The 24,365-nt window shown below is 34.0% G+C and carries 21 protein-coding genes; 6 read left to right on the top strand and 15 right to left on the bottom strand.

Translation table 11 applies throughout. The features are described from left to right. Positions 1-265: 265 nt before the first annotated feature. Entirely contained in the window at positions 266-697 is a 432-nt protein-coding gene (locus tag DM397_RS07395) for a response regulator (RefSeq protein WP_111376914.1), read from the bottom strand. Between the two features lie 427 nt (positions 698-1,124). On the opposite strand from DM397_RS07395, the gene DM397_RS07385 reads away from it, so the two are divergent. Next, the gene (locus DM397_RS07385) at positions 1,125-1,622 is read left to right on the top strand and encodes a hypothetical protein (RefSeq protein ID WP_111376913.1); all 498 of its coding nucleotides are present in this window, start codon (positions 1,125-1,127) and stop codon (positions 1,620-1,622) included. 182 nt (positions 1,623-1,804) lie between these two features. On the opposite strand, the gene DM397_RS07380 is transcribed toward DM397_RS07385, so the two are convergent. From DM397_RS07380 to DM397_RS07365, 3 genes are all read right to left on the bottom strand, one after another. After that, positions 1,805-1,966 (bottom strand): DUF1328 domain-containing protein, encoded by a 162-nt coding sequence (locus tag DM397_RS07380; protein WP_111376912.1) that lies wholly within the window; start codon positions 1,964-1,966, stop codon positions 1,805-1,807. Positions 1,967-2,223: 257 nt separating this feature from the next. Then, positions 2,224-2,463, bottom strand: coding sequence for a DUF7218 family protein (locus DM397_RS07370; protein WP_111376911.1), 240 nt, complete (start codon positions 2,461-2,463; stop codon positions 2,224-2,226). Positions 2,464-2,737: 274 nt separating this feature from the next. Then, positions 2,738-3,178: a hypothetical protein gene (locus tag DM397_RS07365; protein ID WP_111376910.1), complete on the bottom strand. Its 441-nt coding sequence runs from the start codon at positions 3,176-3,178 to the stop codon at positions 2,738-2,740. Positions 3,179-3,332: 154 nt separating this feature from the next. On the opposite strand from DM397_RS07365, the gene DM397_RS07360 reads away from it, so the two are divergent. Beyond that, complete coding sequence (locus DM397_RS07360; RefSeq protein WP_111376909.1) at positions 3,333-3,920, top strand: DUF4142 domain-containing protein; 588 nt, start codon at positions 3,333-3,335, stop codon at positions 3,918-3,920. Between the two features lie 227 nt (positions 3,921-4,147). On the opposite strand, the gene DM397_RS07355 is transcribed toward DM397_RS07360, so the two are convergent. From DM397_RS07355 to galA, 5 genes are all read right to left on the bottom strand, one after another. Continuing rightward, complete coding sequence (locus tag DM397_RS07355) at positions 4,148-5,131, bottom strand: aldo/keto reductase (RefSeq protein ID WP_111376908.1); 984 nt, start codon at positions 5,129-5,131, stop codon at positions 4,148-4,150. Positions 5,132-5,252: 121 nt separating this feature from the next. After that, positions 5,253-6,305, bottom strand: a complete 1,053-nt coding sequence (locus DM397_RS07350) for an NAD(P)-dependent alcohol dehydrogenase (protein WP_111376907.1) — start codon at positions 6,303-6,305, stop codon at positions 5,253-5,255. A gap of 235 nt (positions 6,306-6,540) precedes the next feature. Next, positions 6,541-6,939 carry a cupin domain-containing protein gene (locus tag DM397_RS07345; protein WP_111376906.1) on the bottom strand — a complete coding sequence of 133 codons (399 nt, stop codon included), beginning with the start codon at positions 6,937-6,939 and terminating at the stop codon, positions 6,541-6,543. A gap of 310 nt (positions 6,940-7,249) precedes the next feature. Further along, complete coding sequence (locus DM397_RS07340; protein ID WP_111376905.1) at positions 7,250-8,119, bottom strand: helix-turn-helix domain-containing protein; 870 nt, start codon at positions 8,117-8,119, stop codon at positions 7,250-7,252. A gap of 221 nt (positions 8,120-8,340) precedes the next feature. After that, positions 8,341-11,160, bottom strand: a complete 2,820-nt coding sequence (gene galA, locus DM397_RS07330) for a beta-galactosidase GalA (RefSeq protein ID WP_111376955.1) — start codon at positions 11,158-11,160, stop codon at positions 8,341-8,343. Between the two features lie 214 nt (positions 11,161-11,374). On the opposite strand from galA, the gene DM397_RS07325 reads away from it, so the two are divergent. Further along, positions 11,375-11,755: a hypothetical protein gene (locus tag DM397_RS07325; RefSeq protein ID WP_111376903.1), complete on the top strand. Its 381-nt coding sequence runs from the start codon at positions 11,375-11,377 to the stop codon at positions 11,753-11,755. A gap of 263 nt (positions 11,756-12,018) precedes the next feature. Here the strand turns inward: DM397_RS07325 and DM397_RS07320 are convergent, their stop codons facing one another. After that, complete coding sequence (locus DM397_RS07320) at positions 12,019-12,513, bottom strand: TlpA family protein disulfide reductase (protein ID WP_111376902.1); 495 nt, start codon at positions 12,511-12,513, stop codon at positions 12,019-12,021. 383 nt (positions 12,514-12,896) lie between these two features. Here DM397_RS07320 and DM397_RS07315 point away from each other — a divergent pair, with 383 nt between their 5' ends. Both DM397_RS07315 and DM397_RS07310 read left to right on the top strand, forming a co-directional pair. Beyond that, positions 12,897-13,199: an ArsR/SmtB family transcription factor gene (locus DM397_RS07315; protein ID WP_091496855.1), complete on the top strand. Its 303-nt coding sequence runs from the start codon at positions 12,897-12,899 to the stop codon at positions 13,197-13,199. A 7-nt stretch (positions 13,200-13,206) separates the two neighbouring features. Further along, complete coding sequence (locus DM397_RS07310; RefSeq protein WP_111376901.1) at positions 13,207-14,313, top strand: NADH:flavin oxidoreductase; 1,107 nt, start codon at positions 13,207-13,209, stop codon at positions 14,311-14,313. A gap of 1,074 nt (positions 14,314-15,387) precedes the next feature. Here the strand turns inward: DM397_RS07310 and DM397_RS07305 are convergent. From DM397_RS07305 to DM397_RS07290, 4 genes are all read right to left on the bottom strand, one after another. After that, on the bottom strand, positions 15,388-16,521 hold the full coding sequence (locus tag DM397_RS07305; protein WP_111376900.1) for an acyltransferase family protein: 1,134 nt from the start codon (positions 16,519-16,521) through the stop codon (positions 15,388-15,390). A 77-nt stretch (positions 16,522-16,598) separates the two neighbouring features. Continuing rightward, the gene (locus DM397_RS07300) at positions 16,599-17,246 is read right to left on the bottom strand and encodes a DUF1349 domain-containing protein (RefSeq protein WP_111376954.1); all 648 of its coding nucleotides are present in this window, start codon (positions 17,244-17,246) and stop codon (positions 16,599-16,601) included. 152 nt (positions 17,247-17,398) lie between these two features. Then, the gene (locus DM397_RS07295; protein WP_111376899.1) at positions 17,399-19,615 is read right to left on the bottom strand and encodes a glycoside hydrolase family 3 C-terminal domain-containing protein; all 2,217 of its coding nucleotides are present in this window, start codon (positions 19,613-19,615) and stop codon (positions 17,399-17,401) included. A gap of 203 nt (positions 19,616-19,818) precedes the next feature. Further along, positions 19,819-21,462, bottom strand: a complete 1,644-nt coding sequence (locus DM397_RS07290) for a DUF6377 domain-containing protein (RefSeq protein WP_111376898.1) — start codon at positions 21,460-21,462, stop codon at positions 19,819-19,821. Positions 21,463-21,573: 111 nt separating this feature from the next. Between DM397_RS07290 and DM397_RS07285 the strand changes: the two genes are divergently transcribed. After that, positions 21,574-21,918: a 5-carboxymethyl-2-hydroxymuconate Delta-isomerase gene (locus DM397_RS07285; RefSeq protein WP_111376897.1), complete on the top strand. Its 345-nt coding sequence runs from the start codon at positions 21,574-21,576 to the stop codon at positions 21,916-21,918. Positions 21,919-22,039: 121 nt separating this feature from the next. On the opposite strand, the gene DM397_RS07280 is transcribed toward DM397_RS07285, so the two are convergent. After that, complete coding sequence (locus DM397_RS07280; protein ID WP_111376896.1) at positions 22,040-24,298, bottom strand: acyl-CoA dehydrogenase family protein; 2,259 nt, start codon at positions 24,296-24,298, stop codon at positions 22,040-22,042. Between the last annotated feature and the right edge of the window lie 67 nt (positions 24,299-24,365).

Raw genomic sequence — 24,365 nt, 5'->3', positions numbered from 1 at the left:
TGCATAGAAACGAGATAAAATTAACTCAATAGATTTTAATGTTGCCTCATTCAAAAATCGGTTTTTAAGTGAGTAAAAACTATTCTTTTCTGGCAAATGGAGAAGAAATGGGAACAACTTAACCGTGCTAAAGATTAGAGCAAAACAGCCATTGAGCCAATAGAATTATGGCCACGGAGTTTGTGTACAAATAAATATTTGAAAATTTTCAGCGTCTAAACACCGAACGCAAATACAAAGGAAAAGATTGAGGGTTTATCAGAAATCAATATTTAAACACAAAATTGGATTGGGTCGGAATAAATTTATCCCAATCAATCTTCATTGCATGTTCTATTGCTTTTATAATATCACTCATCAAAACAGGTTTGGTAATAAAGCAATTAGCTCCCAGTTTAAGACATTTCTCGATATTGCCTGGTTCGCTCGAGGTGGAATAAATGACTACTGGAATATCTTTTTTATCATCAGAATTTTTAAGTTCTTCTAAAACATCAAATCCATTTTTTCCCGGCATATTCAAATCCAAAAAAATCACGGATGGAATAACAGATGAATCAGAAATGGCATTTAAAAAATTCTGACTCCCAGAATACGTTTGAAGTTTGATATTGTGTGGTATAGATTCTACGGCATCAGCAAAAATACATAAATCGTCTTCGTCGTCATCGGTATAGAATATGGTGAAATCTGTCATTGTATTTTTGGCTTAGAATTTTAATATTCCCAAATATAATGCAATTTTATGTAACAAATAGAAAGTCAGAATCAATTTCTTACAAACTAAATTGAAATATCACAATTTATAAGTTTAATTATATAATCTATAAAAGGGTAAAAAGCACCAGCCTTACTTTTACTATTTGTTTATCAAATAATTAAAACATAAACGAACTTAAAATATAACGTTATGGGCGATCATAAAGACTTTACAGATAAATTGCAGTAGACAAAATAAAAGATCTGTCTGCACTAATTAAAACGTGTATGTTCTGTACATATAACGAATACAGAAAACTCCAATCTAAACACCTGTTAATTATAAAATTACACATTAAAATATTATAATATATTCTATCAACTTCGCGCTAGCTTTGTATAAATAACTATAAAAAACAGCTATCATGAATACTATAGATAAAAACAACAGCACAAATAAGGATTTTAGAGAACATTTCTCAGATGACCGAAATCTAGCAGAAGATCTAAAAAATGATATCAAAAAAGCGGATATCGATAATCGTGAAATTGCTGAACGTGGGTATACAGTAAGAAATGGCTATAATCCGAACCGACCTAATCCAGATCAAGAAGATTTTGCTGATGATGATTTGGACGATTTAAATGACGACTTTCATAAGGACAGAGATTTAGAAGATAATAACGACGATATTTATGAAGTCGAATTGGAAGATGAAAATGACGAATTCGACAATCCGTCAGATTTAAAAGAAGATGAATTTGATTTCAATGAAACTGAAGATGTTTTGGAAGATCTTGAAGATGAAGATGAGTATATAGAAGAAGATTTTGACGACGATGATACCGATTACATCGAAGATGATGTTCAGGAAGACGACGACGACGATGAAGATCCCGAAAATGATCCTCGCCGATTCTAATTTTTTAATTCAAAAAATAAAAAACCGTTCCGTTAAATAACGAGACGGTTTTTTTGAGTTTAAAATTCAACTATTTAATCCATAATAATTCTTAACAGAAATCCCTATTTTGAATTATTAAAACCAGAAACGACACATTCCAAATGAATGTGCCGTTTTAATTTGTTCTATATCTACTCTTCTTATACTCTCGATCTTCCGGTTATTAAAGAAATAACGAAAAGGACTAAAAATATAAAGAATAAAATTTTAGCTATACTAGCGGCTCCAGCAGCAATTCCACCGAAACCAAATATTCCCGCCACTATGGCTAGAATAATAAAAGTGACTGTCCAACGTAACATAATAATAGTTTTTTAGTTAATAATGATTTTGCTTACATTTCAAACTTTTTAAGCTTTTAGAGATGCTCTAACTCTTTTATGAATAAGGCGTTTCTAAAGTGATTTCGTAATTCTGAATCAATTCAGAAAATGCTATTTCTGATTTTGTAAAATATTTTCGGGTGCTTCGACTTTTCTTAGCTATATCAAAATATTTCTTAATAGAGCCGTAGTCATGATATTTAAATTTTTATCACATGATGTTTTTGACTAAATCTTTAGTTATTTCTTAAAGAATAAATTAAATCTTTTTTATTCATATAAGATCTTCCTTTTATGCCTACTCTACTAGCTTGTTTCAGAAGTTCTTCTTTTGTCCATTCATCATAAGGCTTCGCTTCTCCGCCTTTTTTTCCTGCATCTGGCGTGTTGGCAATACGAGCCGATTTTTCTTTGCTGTATCCTTTTTTTACCAATGCTTTATATTGCGCTTCATTCTTAATTCTTGGATCTGGCATGACTTTAAATTTTAAAGAGTTAAATTCTAAAAATTCTCATAAGTCAAAGTTCTTTAAAAAGTAAGGCGTATCTGTTATAGAATTTTGGTTCGAAATTTCATCATTGTAGCGTGGGAATTGTGAAAGTGAAATGTAAATTTTCTTTTTTGTGAAATGTAAAATGTTAGGTGCAAAAAAAATCCCAACTTTTTTGGAGTTGGGATTAAGCTAAATTCTATCATTTCTTTTCTTAGAATGACAGTATTCTTTGAACTTAATAGTTTATTTCACAAACTTAAAATTTCTCATAAATGCAACTCATTAAAGTTTGATAATTTTTAAAATGGTCCGGAGAAATTATGATACTCTTACTATTTTTAAATATCAACGTACTATAATAATATCCATTTGATATAGCTCCCGTTTTAGTTCGAAATCTAACTTTTCCTCTCTTAATATTTGTAATATCCTCATAAGGAATAAACTTTATATTCCCAGTAATGATCTTTTTTATTTCAATTCCACCATCTTTAATAGTGAGTACAAAAATTTCAAATATATCAGGAATACAATAAATTACAAATAATACCACCAAACATGCAACAATTAATAATGGATTTGGATTGAAAGTTATAAGCAGATTATATACCGCATAAAATAATGCTGCCATAAAAAGAAGAATCCCTATTAGTATTCTTATAAATAATGCATTTCTAAACTCTGATTGGATGTTCATCAATCTTTATTTTTGTAATATTTTTCTTGAAACAAATATATAGAATTAAAAAAACATTTTACATCTTAATCCTATAACAATCTCTAAAAATCCTGTAAGACATTCCTGTAACTACTCCATAATTTTACATTATAACATTTAAACTATTAAAATCATGAAAAAGTTATTATTAGCCGGAAAAGCCATTTTAGGAGCAGGACTTATCATTATATTCCTTCAATCTTGTAAAAACGAAACCAAACAAGAAGATCCAAAAGAAGTTGCAGAAGATGCAAACGAAGCAAAATTCGATTCTATTGACAGTAAAGAAGATGATTCTGAATTTTTGGTAGATCAAGCCGAAATTAACTTAGCTGAAATCGAAATTGGTAAACTGGCACAAACAAAAAGCACAAATCCTGAAGTGAAAAAATTTGGTAAAATGCTTGTTGATGAGCACACTAAATCGGCTTCTGAAGTCAGTGCTTTAGCAAAAGCAAAAAACTTTACTCTTCCAACTTCTTTAACTGAGGAAGGACAAGAAGAATACAATAAATTAAACGAAAAATCGGGTGCTGATTTTGATAAAAAATTCGCAGACATGATGATTGAAGGTCACGAAAAAGCGATCAAAAAGCTAAATAAAGCCGCAAAAGATGCTAACGATCAAGAAGTAAGAACTTGGGCTTCTACCAATATTGCAGGTTTAACAGCGCATTTGGAACACGCTAAATTGCTGAAACAAAACCTAGACAAAAAGTAATTTTTTTTTTTTTTTTTTAGTTGCAAAGGCTCAAAGTTGCAAAGGTTCAAAGGTTTCTTTTAATCGAAAGAGTCTTTACATTTTAAGTCTTTGCATATTTTACAAAACCCTCAAGAGTTGAATTGCTTGAGGGTTATTTCTTTTTAGGTACAAGGGTTCAGAGAGACAGAGGTACAAAGGTTTTTTCTGTGTCCCTTTGAACCTCTGTTCCTTTGCAACTTTGAACCTTACTTTCCAGCTATCTTCTGAAGATGCTCTGGATATCTTGAGCCTTCAATTGTTATTTTTGAAGCTGCGCTTTCGATTTCTGCTAGATCTTGTGCCGAAAGTATTAAATCTGTTGCGCCAAGATTTTCTTCTAAACGATGCAATTTTGTAGTTCCCGGAATTGGTGCAATCCATGGTTTTTGCGCTAAAATCCAAGCAAGGGCAATTTGTGCGTTTGTTGCTCCTTTTTCTGCCGCAATTTTAGAAAGCAAGTCAACTAAAGCTTGATTCACTTTTCTGGCTTCTGGCGTAAAACGAGGCAGTGTGTTTCTAAAATCTGTGCTGTCAAATTGTGTGTTTTCATCAATTTTAGCGGTTAAAAAACCCCTTCCCAACGGACTAAAAGGCACGAAACCAATTCCTAATTCTTCTAAAACAGGTAGAATTTCTTCTTCTGGAGTTCTCCACCAAAGTGAATATTCGCTTTGTAGTGCCGTTACAGGTTGAACCGCGTGTGCACGACGAATGCTTTCTACTCCAGCTTCTGAAAGTCCAAAATGTTTTACTTTTCCTTCCTGAATTAAATCTTTTATAGTTCCTGCAACATCTTCCATAGGCACATTCGGATCAACGCGATGCTGATAGTACAAATCAATTACATCGGTATTTAATCTTTTTAACGAACCTTCAATGCTTTTTCTAATCCATTCTGGACGGCTGTCTAATCCTTTTTTAGAATCACCTTCCAAAAATCCGAATTTCGTTGCAATTACTACTTTATCACGAAAAGGCGATAATGCCTCTCCTAATAACTCTTCGTTCAAAAATGGTCCGTAACATTCAGCCGTATCAAAAAAAGTAATTCCTTTTTCATAGGCAGAACGAAGCAGACTTATCATTTCATTTTTATCATGAGCTGGACCATATCCAAAACTCATTCCCATGCAGCCAAGTCCCAATGCTGAGACTTCTAAGCCGCTATTTCCTAGTTTTCTTGTTTGCATTTTTTTCTTTTTTAGGTGCAAAGGTTCGGAGGGACAGAGGTACAAAGGTTTTTCCTCTCTACCCCTTTTAAACACAAAGATTAGAAACCTTTGTTACTCTGAACCTTTGCCACTTTGAACCTTATTTCAAAGAAGCCATATCAATCACAAAACGATATTTGATATCGCCTTTTAATAATCTTTCGTAGGCATTGTTTACATCATTTACACCAATGATTTCGATATCTGCCGTAATGTTATGTTCTGCACAGAAATCAAGCATTTCCTGAGTTTCTGCAATTCCGCCGATTGCTGAACCTGCAAAACTTCTTCTTCCTAAAATAAGGCTGAAAGAAGTTACAGGAAGCGGATCCATTGGCGCGCCAACTAGCGTTAAAGTTCCGTCTACTTTCAATAAATTTAGATAGGAATCAATATTGTGCTCAGCTGAAACGCAATCTAAAATAAAGTTTAAGCTTTTAGCATGTTTTGCCATTTGTTCAGGATCTGTAGACAAAACTACTTCGTCAGCTCCAAGTTGTTTTGCAGCGTCAAATTTTGAAGGAGATGTCGTAAAAACAACCACATGAGCGCCCATAGCTTTTGCTAATTTGATTCCCATATGTCCTAAACCACCAATCCCGACAATACCTACTTTTTGTCCAGGTCCAACTTTCCAGTGTTTTAACGGAGAATAAGTTGTAATTCCTGCACATAATAAAGGCGCAACTCCAGCAAGATCCAATTTATCTGAAATGTGCAATACATAATTTTCATCAACAACAATACTTTGAGAATATCCTCCAAAAGTATGTCCCCCTAAATGTTTGTCTGGTGAATTGAATGTTAGAATACTTCCTTCATCACAATATTGCTCTAAATCATTTTTGCAATGATCACATTCTCTACAAGAATCAACCATACAGCCTACTCCTGCTAATTGACCAACTTTAAAGTTTTTTACGTGATCACCAACTTTTACCACTCTACCCACAATTTCGTGTCCAGGAACAATTGGATACATTGTTCCATGCCACTCATTTCTAGCTGAATGCAAATCAGAATGGCAGATTCCGCAATACAAAATTTCGATTTCTACATCATGCGCTTGTACAGCTCTTCTTTTAATATCTAAAGTTTTTAATGGTGCTTCGGCAGCTTCTGTACCAAAGGCTTTAATACTTTTTGTTTCCATAATTTTATTGTTGTTTTTTGTTTTTGTTTCATCCCGATAGCTATCGGGACAGGTTTAAAACCGTTCTGAAATTGCAATAGAAGTCTAGCTGATTTATACTGATTTACAAACAGTTATATAAATTTCGATTATTTTTAGCTAATCAAAAAATATAATCTGTTATAAATCAGTAAAATCGGCGTAAAAAAACTTAGTCCCGATAGCTATCGGGATAGCAACTTAGTACCTTAGAAGCTTAAAAAGAATGATATTCTTCATCGGTAACGCTATTCAGCCAAGTTCCATGACCTTTATCTACCTCAGTAAAAATGGTAATATGAGAATATTTCGTTTTTGGTGTTGCTCCGTACCAATGCTCTATTCCAGGTAAAACCGTGATTACTTTTCCTTTTTCGATAAGATTAATTTGTCCGCCTCTTTCTTGGTAATACCCAACTCCATTCGTTACAATAATCAATTGCAGACTTGCATTAATACGCCAATTGCTTCTTGCTCCAGGCTCAAAAGAAACATCTTTTATAACAGTATTTTCTGGGTGAATTTCGCTTGTCTGTTTCTTATATGACACTTCGCCTGTCATATAAGTATTTGGAATTTTACCTTCTTCGGTTACGGCAGTGAATTGTGTCGACATAATTTCGATTTTTTAGGTTAATAATTAATTTTAAAAATTCTTATAAGCTTATTTGAATGAAATAATCAGCACATCGAATCTCTTATAGAAGGAGATTGTTGATTTTAATTAATATTTTAAAAATTTTATAATTTTTTCTATTATCAAAATTTAAAACTAAATGCAAAGCGGAGCATGCTTTTGTGAAGTATTATTTAGTCATTAAAAAAACTGATACAAAGATTCGTTGTTTATTTCAGGGCAAATGTAGTGCAATAGTGCAATGCCGAAATAACAATATTCAAACAAAAAATTAAGAAATTGAAACAATTTACATCCGAAGTGATTTCGGAACCGTTCCAGTAAGTCTTTTAAAATAATTATTGAAATAACTCGGGTATTCAAACCCAAGCGAATAACCAATATCAGAAATACTCCAATCTGTGTGCTGTAGTAAAGCTTTTGCTTCGTTAACCACTCTTTCTGTAATATGTGCCGTGGTTGGTTTTCCGGTAACTTCTTTTACAGAACGATTTAAGTGATTCACGTGCACAGAAAGGCTTTGTGCATAATCTTGAGGTGTTTTTAGAGCCAACGGCTGATCTTTGGTCTCTATTGGAAATTGTCTTTCCAGTAATTCTAAAAATAAAGACGTAATTCTCGAAGAAGCATTTTTATGTTTAAAGAAACTCTCTGAAGGCTGCATTTTCATTGATTCATGAATAATCAAGTTGACGTAGCTGCGCATCAAATCGTCTTTGAAAGCATAATCAGTTTCGTACTCTTGAATCATTTTTTGGAATAACGAATCAATAAACACCTTTTGTTCAGGCGTTAGAGTAAAGATTGGCGTTCCTCCTATTTTAAACAAAGGCGATTCCTGAAGGGTTTCTGATCGGTCTTTTGTTTTAAAAAACTCTTCGGTAAAAACACAAGCATAGCCTTCAAATTTCTCAGAAATAGTTTCCCAAGAATACGGAATAATCGGATTCCCAAAAAACAGAATCGTTCCGTCGGTTTCTATTCCGCGGTCAGCATATTGTATAATGCTTTTACTGGTGTTGATGCAGATTTTATAAAAGTCTCTTCGGCTATAAACGGGAACTTTACTATAGTCTCCATTTATAGGATACACTTTAAATCCCTTCATTTTCAAATCTGAAGTAAAATCGCAATTCTGAGTTTCTGTCTGATTATTCATTTTGCAAAGTTATGAAAATCAAACAATATTTTTTGTTTCAGGTTTAAAGTTTCAGGTTTTAGGTTTAACCGCAATGAACGCAAAGATCTACGCAATCCCGATAGCTATCGGGAGCTATGTTTTTTTTAGCTTTATGAAAGAATCTCGCAAAGACGCAGAAACGCAAAGTTTTATTTCTCTTTGCGTGCTTTGCGTAAATCTTTGCGAACTTTGCGGTTAATTTAATTTTTTAAAATGGCAGCACGTAATCCTTTCGCAGAAGCAGATAAAACCACTTCTCCTGCATTTTCATCTTTCTGAATAATGATTTGTGCATAACCATTAAAAAGCTTTCTTTTCCAAGGCTCTGCAGGCGTGATAACTTGAATGATTCCTGGATCGGTATTCATAACATCCCAATCTTTTATTTTTTGCAAAGGTGTAGCCACAATGTGAATCGTATTTTTTCCTTCTTTCAAAATAGCTGCATTCAAAATATATTTTTGCAAATCTTCTTTGCTTGATTCTACTTTATTTCCGTTGACAAAAACTACTGTTTCTACTCCTATTTTTTTATAAAAGAAACTCACCACATTTGAAGCTAAGTTGTTCTTTAAATCAAATTCTCCTTTATAAATATAAGATGGAGCTTGTTTTTTATAATTACGATCTTTAAAAGCTGCTGTCCATTCGTTTTCTGAATAATTTGGCAAATTCTGAGGCAGAGTCTCAGTTTCTGCTTTCTGTTCCATAAAATTACTTATAGCAACTAAAGCAATACCATCAATAAACTGATCGCTTTCTAATGAAGTTGGATCGCCATTTCCTACTCCTAAAATTTTTCCTCCTTGTATTGAAAAGGTAATTTCTTCATTTGCTGTAGGAACATGCAAACTATTTTTATCTGTAACTTCAACCGTTACAACCGAAACATTACCTTTTAAAACATTCTCTTTATCCAATGACAATTTAATGCTTTCAGGCTTTCCAGTTGTTTTTTGAATATCTGAAAGTACTTTTTTTCCGTTTTTATACCCAACAGCTTCTAGAGTTCCAGCAGCATAATTTACTTTCCATTCTAAATGACCGTCTTGCTCCATTTTCTTTTTTCCTAAACTCTTTTTGTTGAGAAAAAGTTCCACTTCATCACAATTAGAATACGCCCAAACATCGATTTCTTTGCCTTCCATTCCGCGCCAATTCCAATGTGGCAACAGGTGCAAAACAGGTTCTTTTCCCCACCATGATTTTAAGTAGAAAACATTGTCTTTTGGGAAACCGCAGACATCCATCATCCCGAAATAAGACGTTACAGACGGCCAGCCATAAGGCGTTGGTTCACCTCGATAATCAAAACCTGTCCAGATAAACATTCCTGCTAAATAAGGTCTTTCCGCGTAGAATTTCCAACCTTCTTCAATACTATAAAAAGTCGGACGAGGTTTTTTATCGTAAGCGCTTTGGTAATGTTTGGCATCATCGGTAAAATAAATACCGCGTGTGGCAAAAGTTGAACCTTCTTCAGTTCCCATTCCGGGCTGATTTTTAAACTGATTTCTATGCGCATCGATATCTCCATTTCCGAGATAATTATAACCCATAACTTCTACAACCGAAGAAATTCCGCTTTTAAATCCGCTGCTGATTCCTACTGTAACAGGTCTCGTCGGATCGATGCTTTTACTGAAATCCTGCATGATATTGGTAATTCTTTCGCCAGTAATTCCGCCCTCAATCTGCCATTCTTCATTTCCAACCGACCAACAAAAAATACTAGGATGATTTCGGTCACGTTCCATCATTCGCTGTAAATCATTCAAATGATAATCGTTGATTCCCATTAAACGAGTTTCATCAATAACCAACATTCCTAATTTGTCGCAAGCATCCAATAATTCGGGAGTTGGCGGATGATGCGAACAACGATAGGCATTTGAGCCCATTGCTTTCAGTTTTGCGATTCTATAATACTGGATTTCATCTGGAAGCGCCGTCCCAATTCCTGCATGATCCTGATGATTGTTTGTTCCTTTTAGTTTTACATGTTTTCCGTTAAGGAAAAAACCATTTTCTGGATCAAATTTTATGGTTCTAATTCCAAATGAAGTTTTATACTGATCAATAACTTTTCCTTCGCTTTTGATTTCAGTAATTAACTGATACAAATTAGGATTTTCAATATCCCACAAAAGCGGATTTTTGACATTTAATTCTGAAGTATAACTATTTGTTTTATAGAAATCTGGAGCTGTAACATTTTCATAAACAGTTGTAATCTGTTTTCCTGAAGCATCCAAAATAGTCTGGTTTATTTCAACATTTCCTTTATAATGCCCTTTGCTTTCCAATTTTACTTCTGCTGTAATTACAGCATTATCATTAGCAATTTCAGAAGTTACATAAGTTCCGTTCTGTGCCACATGAAGCGGATTGGTTTTCTGCAAATAGACATGTCTATAAATTCCTGCTCCTTCATAAAACCAGCCTTCTTCCATCGAAGCATCAACGCGGACTACGATTGTATTTTCGCCTCCATAATTAACGTAAGCCGTTACATCATATTCAAAACCATTATAACCGCTTTCTTCTGTTCCTAGGTAAAATCCGTTAAAAAAGACTTTTGAATTTCTAAAAACTCCATCAAATTTTAAAGAAATAATTTTCCCTAAATCTTCATTCGGAAGGGTTATTCTCTTTCTATACCAACCAATGCTCTTTTCAGGATAGTTTTTTCCTGCTGCTTTAAACCCGTGGCTGAAACTTGCGCTTTCGCTAAAAGGCTGTTCAACTGCCCAATCATGCGGTAAATCTAATTTTCTCCAAGCACGATCATCAAATCCAGAAGCCGCTGGCCCATCAGCAAATCCCGTTTTAGTCAGATAGGAGAAATAACCTTCTGCATGGCCAAAATCTTTTTTGGTATCGTATAAATGTCCAAATGAAAATCGCCAGTCTTTATCAATTAAAATAAGTTCTCTTCCTGATTTGTTTTGTGCAAAAGCAGGAATTGAACATAGAAATAAAAGACAAAAAATTGTTCGTAGGAGGAAATTGGTTTTCATAGGTTTGGTAGTTAGTAAAATCAAATAGCGATAAAAATAAAGCATTTAGAGAAGAAACATTAATAGTATTTTATCAAAATCTGATAACTCATTCATAACAAATGCTTCAAAAATGGACTTTCAAAATTTAGAATGAATCTAATGGCTTCAGATTCGAAAATGATTTTCTTTTGATGTAATTTTATATTAAAATCACAAAAAAGCAATTACCATCATGAGTACTATTATTAACGAAAATAGACTCCAGACAACTTTTAAGAACCTCGATCATAAGATTAGTAAACTTAATGATCAAAAGATTGTCGCTTTTTTTGAATCTTTAGGATTGTTAGAAAGAAAAGATGTTCCGAAAGACTTTTTGAATTGGGAAAATATACTAATTGTTGTTCCAAATCGACATGTTTCTCACGAACTGAAATATTATAAATATACCATTTCACGAATTTCATTCTTAACTAATCCTTACGCAGATCAAATTCATATTTTTGATCTCAAAGATTGGAAAAGCGCATCGCAGAACAAAACACAGTTTCAGATCAGAGAAATGCTGAAAACTAGTTTTGGGGGTGTAAAGAAAGTGATCAAAGAGTCTTAAGAAAAGAATTAAAATCTGGAATTAAAAATTAAAAGTCTGGCCTTATTGGCTGGACTTTTGTTTTTTTAACCGCAAAGAGCGCAAAGGTTTACGCTAAGCATGCTACATTTTTAAAGAATCTCGCAAAGTCGCAGAGTCGCTAAGAATAATAAACTTTGCGACTCTGCGACTTTGCGAGAGTTTTATTTTTCAAGTAAAAAACTTTGCTCCCGATAGTCATCGGGATTGCGTAAACCTTTGCGCTCTTTGCGGTTAAGGAAAATCTATTGCACCTCTAAAAGCTCTTTAATTTTAGCTTCTAAAGCTTGCCCGTGAATGTTTTTTGCTAAAATAATTCCGTTTTTGTCAATTAAAAAGTTCAACGGAATAGATTGCAGCATATAATCTCCAATAACTGGAGACTGCCAGTATTTTAAGTCACTAACATTTGTCCAAGGCAATTTTGCTTTTGCGATTGCTCCTGTCCATAATGGCTTTTTAGTATCCATAGAAACTCCGTAAATCGATAATTTGTCTGGATAAGCATTGTGCATTTTGACTAGCAACGGTTGTTCTTTAATACAAGGCCCACACCAAGAAGCCCAAAAGTCTACCAAAACTAAAGTTCCTCTTAAAGAAGAAAGTGCAACTTTCTCTCCTTTAGTATCCGGAAGATCAATTTCGGGAGCAATATCTCCAACATCTACGCCTACAACTTGAGCTTTAGAATTGGTGATTACACAGCATAAAAATGCTAGAATGAGTACAGTTTTTTTCATAGTTAAGTTTATTTGATAAATACAGGGCTGTTTTAATCTCGCGAAGCCGCGGAGTCGCAAAGTTTTTAATTTTGCAATTGAATTACCTCCAGCTTTAGCTGTAGATATACAAAATATAAGTTCACGAAGGCTTTAGCCAAAAATCTGTAGATTTTGCTAAAGCCTTTTTTATAACCTTCTGAATACCTCCAGTTAAAGCTGAAGGTCTTTCAAAAATAACTTTGCGACTCCGCGACTTTGCGAGATTAATACATTAGCAAATATAAATTTCTTTCTTAAATCTTCTATCATTTTTTGCTTCTTCATTCCCTCCTATATCACAAAATTATCCTAAATATTTTTCTTTAAATCCATATATCGGGAAAAGTCGATATATTTGCAGTATGGAAACGATAGAAATTTTTAAAGCATTATCCAATAAATCCAGATTACAAATGCTGGAATGGCTAAAAGAACCCGAAATTAACTTTCCGGGACAGCTTGAACATGCCGGATTTGAGCATGGTGTCTGCGTTGGACAGATTCAAGCCAAAGCTGGTTTGACACAATCTACAGTATCTGAATACCTGTCTATTTTGCAGCGCGCTGGTTTTATTGAAGCCAAACGTGTTGGACAATGGACTTATTATAAACGTAACGAAGGTGCCTTTGAAGCACTTAGTAAATTAATTCAATCTAATTTGTAAAATTACTATGAGTACAAACAACCTATTTTCTGAATTTAACCTAAAATCGTTAAATCTGAAAAACCGAATCGTAATGGCGCCAATGACGCGCTCTTTTTCTCCTAACGGAGTCCCGACTGATGAAGTCGCAGCTTACTACCAAAAAAGAGCTGAAGGCGAAGTTGGATTAATTCTGTCTGAAGGAACTGTTATTGACAGAAAATCATCTTCTAATGATGCTAATGTTCCTCATTTTTATGGCGATTTAGCTCTAAATGGATGGAAAAAAGTGATTGATGAAGTTCATGTTGCTGGCGGAAAAATGGGGCCGCAAATCTGGCATATGGGAATTATGGACAATCATCATTCTGGATGGGTTCCTCCTGTTCCGTTTGAAGGTCCATCTGGATTAAACCGTCCTGATTTTAGAAATGGCGTTGCCATGACTGAAAAAGATATTGAAGATACTATTCTTGCTTTTGGAAAAGCTGCCGCAGATGCTAAAAGATTAGGATTTGACACTGTTGAAATTCACGGTGCACACGGTTATTTAATTGACCAATTCTTTAGAGCTGAAACAAATTTACGTGAAGATATCTATGGAGGAAAAACACTTCCTGAACGTAATCGTTTTGCTATTGAAGTGATAAAAGAAGTGAGAAAGCAAGTTGGAAATGACTTTACTGTAATTATGCGTTTTTCTCAATTCAAACCTTCTGATTACAACTATAAATTGGCAAAAAATCCACAGGAATTAGAAGCTTGGCTTACTCCTCTTGTTGATGCTGGTGTTGATATTATTCACGCTTCGCAACGTCGTTTCTGGGAACCAGAATTTGAAGGTTCTGATTTGAACTTTGCTGGATGGGCTAAAAAAGTAACTGGCGCTCCTACTATTACCGTAGGTTCTGTTGGACTTTCTGGTGATTTCTTTGGCGCATTTGCAGGTGAAAGCTCTCAACCAACTTCTTTGGAAGAATTAAACAGACGTTTCGACAGAGGCGATTTTGATTTGGTTGCAGTTGGAAGACCTCTTTTATCAGATCCGAATTGGGTGGCTAAAATCAAAGCTGGAAAAACGGATGAGTTGAAAGGTTTCAGTAAAGAAGCTTTAGGACAATTGGTTTTAGAATAAGTTTTAAAGATGCTAAGGTTCTGAGATTCTAAGATGCTGAGTTTTTTTCACTGCTTCTTACTGAAAATCGAACTGTACTTAAATACGAAAGGGATGAAGTTTAAAACTTCATCCCTTTTTGAATATCTATAACTAACAAAATTTAGAAATTCATTTTTTTTTTTTAGGTTCAGAGTTCCAGAGCTACAAAGGGACAGAGTTTTTCCTTTGATTGTCTTTATTTCTATCCGAAAAAAAGTGGCTGTTTCGATTTCGAGACAGCCGCATTTTCTTTATATTTTTGTTCCGTAGGAACATTTCGTCGGTGGAAAATAATAATTCCATCCCATTTTTTACGTTCCGTAGGAACGTTTGACATTTCATACCGTCAAATACAATGCCTAATTCAAACGTTCCTACGGAACGTAATCATATACGGGCATTGTTCCACCGACCAAACATTCCTACGGAATGATTACCTAATGAAAAATTATTTTTTCGACATAAATTGCTTGTTCCGTAGGAACATTTCATCGGTAGAAAAATAATATTTTTATGCCGTTTTTACGCTCCGTAGGAACGTTTGACATTTCATACCGTCAAATACAATGTCTAATTCAAACGTTCCTACGGAACGTAATCATATATGGGCATTGTTCTACCGACCAAACATTCCTACGGAATGATTACCTAATGAAAAATTATTCTTTCGACATAAATTGCTTGTTCCGTAGGAACATTTCATCGGTAGAAAAATAATATTTTTATGCCGTTTTTACGTTCCATAGGAACGTTTGATATTTCAAACCGTTAAAAACAATGTCTAATTCAAACGTTCCTACGGAACGTAAAATTTTTAATCATTATTCTTTTTCTACCGATGAAACATTCCTACGGAATGATAGCAGTTTGAAATTAAGTTTTCAGTGAAAACAATCTAAAAAAAGGAAAGGGATAAACTATCAAGTTTATCCCTTTTTGAATATCTATAACTAACAAAATTTAGAAATTCATTTTTTTAGGTTCAGAGTTGCAGAGGCATAAAGGGACAAAGCATAAAAACTTTGCACCTTTGTCACTTTGTTACTTTGCTCCTTATTTAGACCTTTTTTGAAATTTCTTCATCAGCCATTTTCTAACTGGCTCATCGTATAATTTTAAACATACAAAAGCTAGAACTATACTTACGATTAAAACTCCGATTCCTTCCAGATAGCCGTTTGCCATTGTCACTTTGTTGTCTACAACCCACGCTGTAAACCAATAAATTAGAGGATAATGTGTGATATAAATTGGATAAGAGATATCTCCTAATAGCTTACAGATTTTTAATGAAAATTCATTTTTAATCTCTCCTCCTGCTCCAATTGCCACAATTATTGGGAAAATAAAAATAATACAGATTGATTCGTACAGACCATTGATCCAAAGACTGTTTTCATCTCCAAATCTCGGCAATGCCAAAACAATAGTGATTAAAATACTGCAAATCCAGAAAGCATTTTTTACATGGATTAATTTTCCTAAACGGCATAATAAAACTCCAGCAAAAAATGGGTATAATAAACGGGTAAAACCAACATACATCTGCTCTACATTGAATGACCATCCGCCGATAACGTCACCTTTTGGCCCAAAAACAGTATAATGAAATAACAGTCCGGCAAATAGCAGCACAAAAACTGACATTACTTTATTCGAAAATTTACGGAAGATAACGGCGTACAAGATGTTTGCAATATATTCGAAAAAAAGCGACCATGCCGGGCCGTTTAAAGGATGCATTTCTCCCCAACCTCTAATTTCTAATGAAGGAGGAATTGGCAACAATGTAAATCCGATGACCATTGTTAGAATAACTTTCCAAACTTCCATACCCCCAATCATTGGAAACAATATATCTGAGGCTTGGAAATAGTAAAAGATAGCACCAATAATCATCCCCATGATTACCATAGGCTGTAAACGGATTAATCGGCGTTTGTAAAACTCCCATTGTCCCATTTTTCCCCAACGATCGTCGTACGCGTAAGCCACAACAAATCCAGACAAAAGGAAAAAGAAATCTACGGCAAGATATCCGTGATTTATAATTTGTTTAAAACGATTTCCACCAGCAAAAGCTTCAAAAATATGAAACGCAACTACTAAAATGGCGGCAACGCCGCGCAGACCATCAAGTATTTCGTAATGTTTTTTTGGTTTAATATCAGATGAAATTGAACTCATTTGTGTTTGGTTTAAGGTTAAGTTATGATTTAAAGTTTAAGTTTTTGGAATTTGGAATTTAAAAATTGAAATTTAATCTATTGGTGATTTTTAAGCCATTCTAATCTTCTTTGATCTGGCAAGTGTTTTACGGTGAAGTTTTCAAATTTAGCTTCAAAACCTTTTCCGTCTGGAGAAGCAGCCATTAAACCAACCATAACTGGCGTGTTATCTTGCAAAGGCGCATTTCTGGTCATGATATAATTTTTATCATCAAAAGAATAAAATATTTCAACAGCATCTAATCGTCGTATGGCTTTTATCCAGATAAAAGGAGGCACTTTTTCTAGAGTTGTCACACTCCAATCACTTTTATCGTGTGTTACGACAGTACTGATATTAAACTTTCCGTCAACGAATTCTACTCCTGTTTTAATATAATTCTTTTCGTCGATACGAATCATTAATCCCATCTGGTCAAAACGAGCGATATAATTTCCAGTCAATTTTACTTTTGCTTCAAATTCGCCACCGTAAGTTGCGTAGTAAAAAGGCGCATCATCGACTGTAAAACCATAATGCGAAATTCTCCAATAATCACTATTGGCAGTAACATTCATAATTAAAGCATTGTTTTTAATTTCCCATTTTTCAGGTTCATTAAACCATTGCATTTTATTTAGACTTTGTGCTGAAATATTCTTCGCAAAAAATAAAGTCAATATTGCAAGTGTCATTTTTTTCATATCCATTTTTTTTAAACCATTAAGATATTAAGAAAATTAAGTTTCTCTTTATGTTTCTTAATGTCTTAATGGTGAATTTTTAACCAAAAGCAAAGCTGCAAATTTTTACACTTGCAGCTTTACAAACCAACCAATTTTTAGAAATAAAAAACTTATTTAAGTGAAAAATTCACTTTAGATTTTATATCGGTTGAAGAAGCACCAATTATCGCTTCAAAATCGCCAGGTTCAGCAACCCAGTCGTGTTTTTTATCATCGAAGAAACTTAAAGCCGATTTATCAACTGTAAACGTAACTGTTTTTTCTTCTCCAGCTTTAAGAACTACTTTCTCAAAACCTTTTAATTCTTTTACTGGACGTGGCAATGAAGATTTTAAATCTGCAATGTACAATTGCACTACTTCAGAACCTTCTCTGTTTCCTGTGTTTTTTACGTTTACTGAGAATGTGATTTTATCTCCAGCGTTTATTTGTTTTTTATCTGCTGTTACTTTTCCGTAAGCAAAAGTCGTGTAGCTTAAACCGTGTCCGAAAGAGAACAAAGGTTTGATTTTGTTTTTATCAGCCCAACGGTAACCTACAAAAATTCCCTCATTGTATTTTACTGAATCACCACCTGGGAATTCGCCTAAAGCATGAGCTCCGTTATCAGATAATTTTACTGGGAAAGTGAAAGATAATTTTCCTGACGGATTCACATCTCCAACCAACACATTTGCTAAAGCATTTCCTGCTTCAGTTCCTAAAAACCATCCCTGAACAATTCCAGGAACTTCTTTAATCCAAGGCATTGCAATTGCATTTCCAGAAATATTTACGAAAACAATGTTTTTGTTTACTTTCGCTAAATCACTGATTAATTTATCCTGACCATAAGATAAATTCAATTCATTACGATCATGTCCTTCATCATCTTGATTTGGGCTTTTGTTCAATCCACCAATGAACAGAACAATATCTGCATCTTTAGCCACTTTTAAAGCTTCTGCAGTTAACTCAGCTGGAGAGCGTTTATCTTCTAAGCTTACTTTGGCTATAACTCCATTATAGTTACTTGTCGGATCTCCAACATAACCTCTTGCGTATACAATTTCAGCTTGATTTCCGATTCTTTTCTTCAAACCTTCTAATGGAGTGATTTCATATCTAGCTTTAAGTGAAGAACTTCCTCCACCAACAGTCATCATTTTGATAGCATTTTCTCCAATTACAGCAATCTTTTTAGTTTTAGAAAGATTGATTGGCAGAATATTGTTGTTGTTTTGCAATAAAACAATTCCTTCTTCAGCAATTTTGCGTCCTGCAATAGCATGTTCTTCTGTTCCAAAAGATCCAAAAGGACGATTTCTATCCATTGTTGTCAAGAAAGATAAACGTAGAATACGACGTACTTTTTCGTCTAATTCTTTAGTTCCAACTTCTCCTTTTCTGATCATTTCAGAGTATGGTTTTGCTAAATAATAGTTGTCATAAGCATTGCTTGTTCCCCAAGACAAACCATTTGTCCAAGAACCAAATTCCATATCCAATCCATTATGTATAGCTTGTTTAGTATCGTTTACACCACCCCAATCAGAAACTACAACTCCTTTGAAGCCCCATTCTCCGCGAAGAATATCGTTTAACAAGTATTCGTTATGGCAGCATTGCTGACCTTTGTATTTATTGTATGCTCCCATAATTGACCAAACATCACCTTCTTGAACTGCCGCTTTAAAAGCAGGAAGATAAATTTCGTACAATGCACGATCGTCAACAATTACGTCAACAGAATTACGTTTAGTTTCCTGATTGTTTAAAGCAAAGTGCTTAACGCAGGCAGCAACTCCATTTGACTGAACTCCTTTAATATAAGGAACAACCATTTTTGAAGCTAAAAACGGATCTTCTCCCATATATTCAAAGTTACGACCGTTTAATGGACTTCTGTAAATGTTTACACCTGGCCCTAATAATACGTTTTTATTACGGTAACGTGCTTCTTCTCCAATAGATTTACCATATAAAGAAGCCAATTCTTTGTTCCATGTCGATGAAAGTGCAGTAAGCGCTGGGAAAGCAATACAAGAATCATTTGTCCATCCAGCCTGATCCCATTCGTCCCATTTTACCTCTGCACGAATTCCGTGTGGTCCATCGGTCATCCAGTTTTCTGGAATTCCAAGACGTTTAACACCTGGAGAACTAAATTTAGACTGCGCATGAATCATGGCAATTTTCTCTTCGGTAGTCATTCGTTTAAGCGCATCTTCCACACGCTCTTCAATCGGTTTTTTATCGTCTAGATAAACTGGAACTTTGTTCTGGGCATTCATTCCTACAGAACTTAGTAAAAGTAAAACAACAATTGTTTTAACGTTTTTTAACATAACAGTAATTATTAAAGCATTAGTTTATAATATGGAAAGTCTTTTTGAGAAAACTTTTTTATCATATTGTAAAACTAAAACGTTATCGTACAAGTTACATTTTTAGATAGAAAAAAGTAGTGAATTAAAAAATTAAAATATTGGTTTACAGGTTTTTAAATTTTAAAAAACACTAAAAAAAGTAGTAGATTTAAAACGAATATTTATACTTTCAAAGCCTTCGAACCGATTTTCATGACCATTTCTTCGAAATCATTTCGCGAAACTGCAGCCTTATTTCGAGCTCTTGTGCGATAGTTGTAAATTGTGCTTAAAGAATAACGTAAAAATGCCGCTATTTTAACACTGTCTGTAATTCCGAGTCTGATTAAAGCAAAAATTCGAAGCTCAGTATTAAGCAATTCATTTTGCTTGAGAACAATCTGTTCTTCTGGAATTAATAAGGCATTGAAATCTTTGACAAATGTTGGATATAAGTTCAAAAAGATAATATCGAAGTTCTTGTATAATTCTTCTAACTCATTATCAACCAAAGTAGTTGACTTTAGAATTTTATAAATTTCATCAAATTGTTTTGCTGTTGCTTTCTTGTTTAAAATAATACGATAATTCTCTAGCTTATTGATATAAGTCGAACAAAGATTGAAGAAATGCGCAATATATTCTTCTTTAACCAAATTAGATTCAGACAATTGCAGGTTACTTTCCTGCAGTTGGCTGTTCGTTTCGGTAATATCTTTGTTTAATTCCGCTAATTTCTGACTGGTTTCATAAAGTTCTGATCGAATTCTCGAAACCTTTTTCATCTGTATATACACATAAATAACCGCGACGATCAAAAACAGAGAAAGTAGACTGATGCAAAGCAAATAAATCTGTAATTCGCTTTTTCTTTGCGCTTCACGCTCTAAATACACGGTATTGATAATCGAATATACTTCTGACATCAAAAGCGTACGAAACTGGACATTGCAATACAAAGCGTCTTCAATAGCTGACTGTGTGAGTTTATAAGCCATATCGACATCTCCTATTTCGTAAAAAACCAGAGCCAGTTCCTGTAATGAAGCATTGTCTTTATTGGCATTTTTAATGTCCGAAGTCGCCGAAAGCGCGTAGTATTTCTTTCTTGATTCTAAATCGTGTGTTGCTTCTGCAATTTTCCCCAGCAGATAAGTAATCATTGCATATTGAGGATTATCTTCTTTTGTCTTTCCCAGTAAAGTCAACAACTGTTTTCTTGGTCCATCAAACTTTTTATTGAAAATGTCTTGCTGAATCCTGTTAATCTGGTAATCTAAAGTATTCGGATTTAGAACCCCCAATAACGAATCTCGATATTTGCCTATCTGACTTCTATATTCTGGACTGTAACTATTTGCGGCGTAATGTTCAAAAAACTCACGATAGGAAAAATAATAATTTGGAAGTAGCGAAGCCGCTAGATTTTTTTTATTAATGCTTTTCAAAATCGCTTCCGATTCACGGTATTTTCCCGAAGAGGAATAAAGCGTTACGAGTTGCAGTTGGGCTAAATTAAAAAGTTCTTTATTCTGAAGTTCTTCTGCAATTTTGATATTCTTTTTTACGTATTGAATTGCCGAATCGGAATTTAGTTTCTGATATTCTAAATACAGTGTTTTATTGTAATTATACTCCTGCTCTTTGGTAAGATTATCAGATTTAATTTTCTTGAAATTCGCAATTCGTTCTTCTTTAATCTTTACGTAATGCTGTTTGTTTTTGATTGCTTCGTTTAGTTCTTTTAAAATAACATCTGTGCTCTCCGATGCAAAAAGAGGAAAGCTGATAAGAACTATAAAAACGGAAAGGAATAGATTTTTCAAACTGACAAAATAAAATAAGATATACAAATATAATAAAGTGTGTATTCTAAAATATTACAAGTAAGCTTTTTTATATTTTTGTTACAACAAACCCGATAAAACTTAAAAATTATGCCACACTTTATAATTGATTGCTCAGAAAATGTACTCCGCCGACTAGCTGCAGACGAAATTATGCAAGGAGTTTTTGATGCCGCTTTATCTACTAATCTTTTTCCAGGTTCTGAAATCAAAGTGCGCATTAATCCTTTTACGTATTATAACAACGGAAATACCCTAAATGATTTTATTCATGTTTTCGGCTACATTATGGAAGGTAGAAATGACGACCAAAAGAGCAATCTATCAAAAGTAATTGTTACAAAATTGAATGCTCTGCTTCCAGAAGTTTCTGTGATTTCTATTAATATTCAGGAATTTGAAAAGTCAAACTATTTTAATAAAACAATGATATAAAAGCTTTTATGTTATCATCAATTTTATACCTTAAGTATTGATGGCATAAAAAAAGCTTTGTCAAAATTTTAAACTTTGACAAAGCTTTTTTTTAAACTTATATTACTTAAATGGTTTAAAATCAAACAGCAATTGGCGCTGCTAAACAGCTTTCTGGAATATCAAAAGCATTTACTAAAGCCACAGCATCGGGACGAATATCCCAGCAAAGCTGATTTACAATTTTACGGACTGCTTTGGTTTTAACCGCTTCCATATAACCGTCTTCCAAATACCAAGCTTTATTTTTTTCAATCGTTGAAAGTGCGTACAACTGATTCAGTTTTGTCAAAATTGCTTTTGATGGTTCATCTTCAACTGCTTTTATTGCAAGCTGAAATTGTTCTAGAACTATTCTTTCTAAATATGCCTGTGCAACATCAATCATTTGGTGCTGAACGACATTAAATGCATCATAAGGCTCTAGTCCGCCGTCAATTAATTTCTTGATGCGTCTCGCTGCTGAAGCCAAAATTGTTTTTTCTCTGTGAACAAATGCCTGAAGATGAAATTCTCCATCCAATAAATGCTCATCATCAGTTCTTCTAGTTGCGATTGGATTTTTTTCTGCAATGGCCGTTTTAGCATTTTCATATACATAATTAATGATTCCCAACGAACCCATTTCTCCAAACGATTTTCTGAATTCTGCTAAACGGTTTTTAGCTACCAATTGCATCAAAACCGTATTATCGCCCTCAAAAGTAGTATAGATTTCAGTATCATTTTTAAGCGCATCGATTCGGTTTTCAGACAAATATCCTTTACCTCCACACGCTTCACGGCATTCCTGCAAAATATCTCTGGTGCTCCAAGTAGAATATGATTTCATTCCTGCCGCTAACGCCTCAATTTCTTGCATTTCAGCTTCGGTTCTGTTCAAAAATCTATTCGTCAAATATTGAAGTGCAAAATGGACAGCATAAGTTTTTGCTAAATGCGGTAACAATCTACGCTGATGCATTCTGTAATTTAAGATCGGAACTTCAGATCCACCTTCTGGCCCAAATTGTCTTCTTTGATCGCTATAGCGAATGGCAATTGTCAATCCAGATTTTGCCGCCGCTAAAGCCGAACGCGGAATTCCGATTCTTCCTCCAACCAAAGTTCCTAACATCGTAAAAAATCGTCTATTATCACTCGGAATCGGGCTTTCAAATTCGCCTTTATCATTTACTGAAGCAAAGCGATCCAGCATATTGTCTTTCGGAATCACCACATTATCAAAACTTATTGTTCCGTTATCTACGCCATTTAATCCCATTTTATGACCGCAATCGCCAATTGTTACTCCGTTTAATACATTTCCGTTTGGATCGCGTAACGGAACCACAAAAGCATTTACGCCATAATCATGATCGTCAATAATTAATTTAGCAAAAACCGTCGCCATTTGTCCATGAACAGCTGCGTTGCCAATATATTCTTTTTGAGCATTTTTATTTGGCGTATGAATAGTAAAAGTCTGATCGTTATGATTGTAAGTTGCTGTTGTTTCTAGACCTTTTACGTTCGATCCGTGATGTGTTTCGGTCATGGCAAAACAGCCAGGAAGTTTCATCGAACCAATATCTTTTAAATATTTAGCATAATGTTTTTCAGTTCCTAAAGATTGAACGCTCATTCCCCACAATCCAAATTGTACTCCAAATTTAATTACCAAACTTAAATCGTGGTAACTCAGCGTTTCCATAATCGCAAAATAGTCTTCTACATTCCCTCCTCCCCCGTATTCTTTGGGATAAGCCATGCTTCCTAAATTTTCATCGGCTAAAATTTTGCACCATTTGTAAACGGTTTGTCTAAAAACATTAATATCGGTAGAAGTTTCATAAGCAAATTCGGGTCTAGAGATAACCGATTTTACTCTTTTGATTATCGCGGCTTCTTTTCCGTCTAAAAGTTGAGTAATTTTCTGAATATCAAAACTAGCATTCGTATGAGAATCTGCAGTAAAAGAACCTGATTTGGTTTTAAAGTTTTGAAGCGCTTCTTCACCTAAAATTCCCAAATCATTTTCTAGTTTTTTGAAATCTGATTCGATTAGCGTCAAATCCAAATCACTGCCTGAAAGCGCTTTAGCAATATCAAAAATCGATTTTATAGAAGATTTATCCTGAATACTTTTTTCAATATCTAATTTCCATTGTGTGAGTTCATTTCGCGAAGGCGGATTTGAAATATCTACCTTCGAAAGTAAATATTCTTTTTCTTCTTGAGATAAAACAGTTAAGGAATTTATAAACTCTTTTAAAGTTGTAAACTCTTTCTGTGTCAGTAAATCATCTGACCACACTAAATAAAATAACGGAGTAAAGGCTTGAAGTTTGGTATTTTGCATAACGAATCTTAAAATTAACTTTTGTTAAATTAAAGAAATTTATGGCTTAAAGTAAGTTAAGGTTCTC

It is taken from the genome of Flavobacterium nitrogenifigens (genome assembly GCF_003254565.1).
In the GTDB taxonomy this organism is placed as follows: Bacteria; Bacteroidota; Bacteroidia; order Flavobacteriales; family Flavobacteriaceae; genus Flavobacterium; species Flavobacterium nitrogenifigens.
The sequence above is the reverse complement of the archived record's forward strand: the minus strand, read 5'-3'. Positions and strand labels throughout refer to the sequence as shown.

Bases quoted from the DNA above. Each gene is read 5' to 3' on its own strand.
- galA (WP_111376955.1), bottom strand. From the start codon at position 11,160: ATGAAAACCAATTTCCTCCTACGAACAATTTTTTGTCTTTTATTTCTA.
- DM397_RS07325 (WP_111376903.1), top strand. From the start codon at position 11,375: ATGAGTACTATTATTAACGAAAATAGACTCCAGACAACTTTTAAGAAC.
- DM397_RS07355 (WP_111376908.1), bottom strand. From the start codon at position 5,131: ATGCAAACAAGAAAACTAGGAAATAGCGGCTTAGAAGTCTCAGCATTG.
- DM397_RS07370 (WP_111376911.1), bottom strand. From the start codon at position 2,463: ATGCCAGATCCAAGAATTAAGAATGAAGCGCAATATAAAGCATTGGTA.
- DM397_RS07285 (WP_111376897.1), top strand. From the start codon at position 21,574: ATGCCACACTTTATAATTGATTGCTCAGAAAATGTACTCCGCCGACTA.
- DM397_RS07315 (WP_091496855.1), top strand. From the start codon at position 12,897: ATGGAAACGATAGAAATTTTTAAAGCATTATCCAATAAATCCAGATTA.
- DM397_RS07345 (WP_111376906.1), bottom strand. From the start codon at position 6,939: ATGTCGACACAATTCACTGCCGTAACCGAAGAAGGTAAAATTCCAAAT.
- DM397_RS07360 (WP_111376909.1), top strand. From the start codon at position 3,333: ATGAAAAAGTTATTATTAGCCGGAAAAGCCATTTTAGGAGCAGGACTT.
- DM397_RS07365 (WP_111376910.1), bottom strand. From the start codon at position 3,178: ATGAACATCCAATCAGAGTTTAGAAATGCATTATTTATAAGAATACTA.
- DM397_RS07320 (WP_111376902.1), bottom strand. From the start codon at position 12,513: ATGAAAAAAACTGTACTCATTCTAGCATTTTTATGCTGTGTAATCACC.
- DM397_RS07295 (WP_111376899.1), bottom strand. From the start codon at position 19,615: ATGTTAAAAAACGTTAAAACAATTGTTGTTTTACTTTTACTAAGTTCT.
- DM397_RS07340 (WP_111376905.1), bottom strand. From the start codon at position 8,119: ATGAATAATCAGACAGAAACTCAGAATTGCGATTTTACTTCAGATTTG.
- DM397_RS07350 (WP_111376907.1), bottom strand. From the start codon at position 6,305: ATGGAAACAAAAAGTATTAAAGCCTTTGGTACAGAAGCTGCCGAAGCA.
- DM397_RS07385 (WP_111376913.1), top strand. From the start codon at position 1,125: ATGAATACTATAGATAAAAACAACAGCACAAATAAGGATTTTAGAGAA.
- DM397_RS07300 (WP_111376954.1), bottom strand. From the start codon at position 17,246: ATGAAAAAAATGACACTTGCAATATTGACTTTATTTTTTGCGAAGAAT.
- DM397_RS07395 (WP_111376914.1), bottom strand. From the start codon at position 697: ATGACAGATTTCACCATATTCTATACCGATGACGACGAAGACGATTTA.
- DM397_RS07280 (WP_111376896.1), bottom strand. From the start codon at position 24,298: ATGCAAAATACCAAACTTCAAGCCTTTACTCCGTTATTTTATTTAGTG.
- DM397_RS07380 (WP_111376912.1), bottom strand. From the start codon at position 1,966: ATGTTACGTTGGACAGTCACTTTTATTATTCTAGCCATAGTGGCGGGA.
- DM397_RS07310 (WP_111376901.1), top strand. From the start codon at position 13,207: ATGAGTACAAACAACCTATTTTCTGAATTTAACCTAAAATCGTTAAAT.
- DM397_RS07305 (WP_111376900.1), bottom strand. From the start codon at position 16,521: ATGAGTTCAATTTCATCTGATATTAAACCAAAAAAACATTACGAAATA.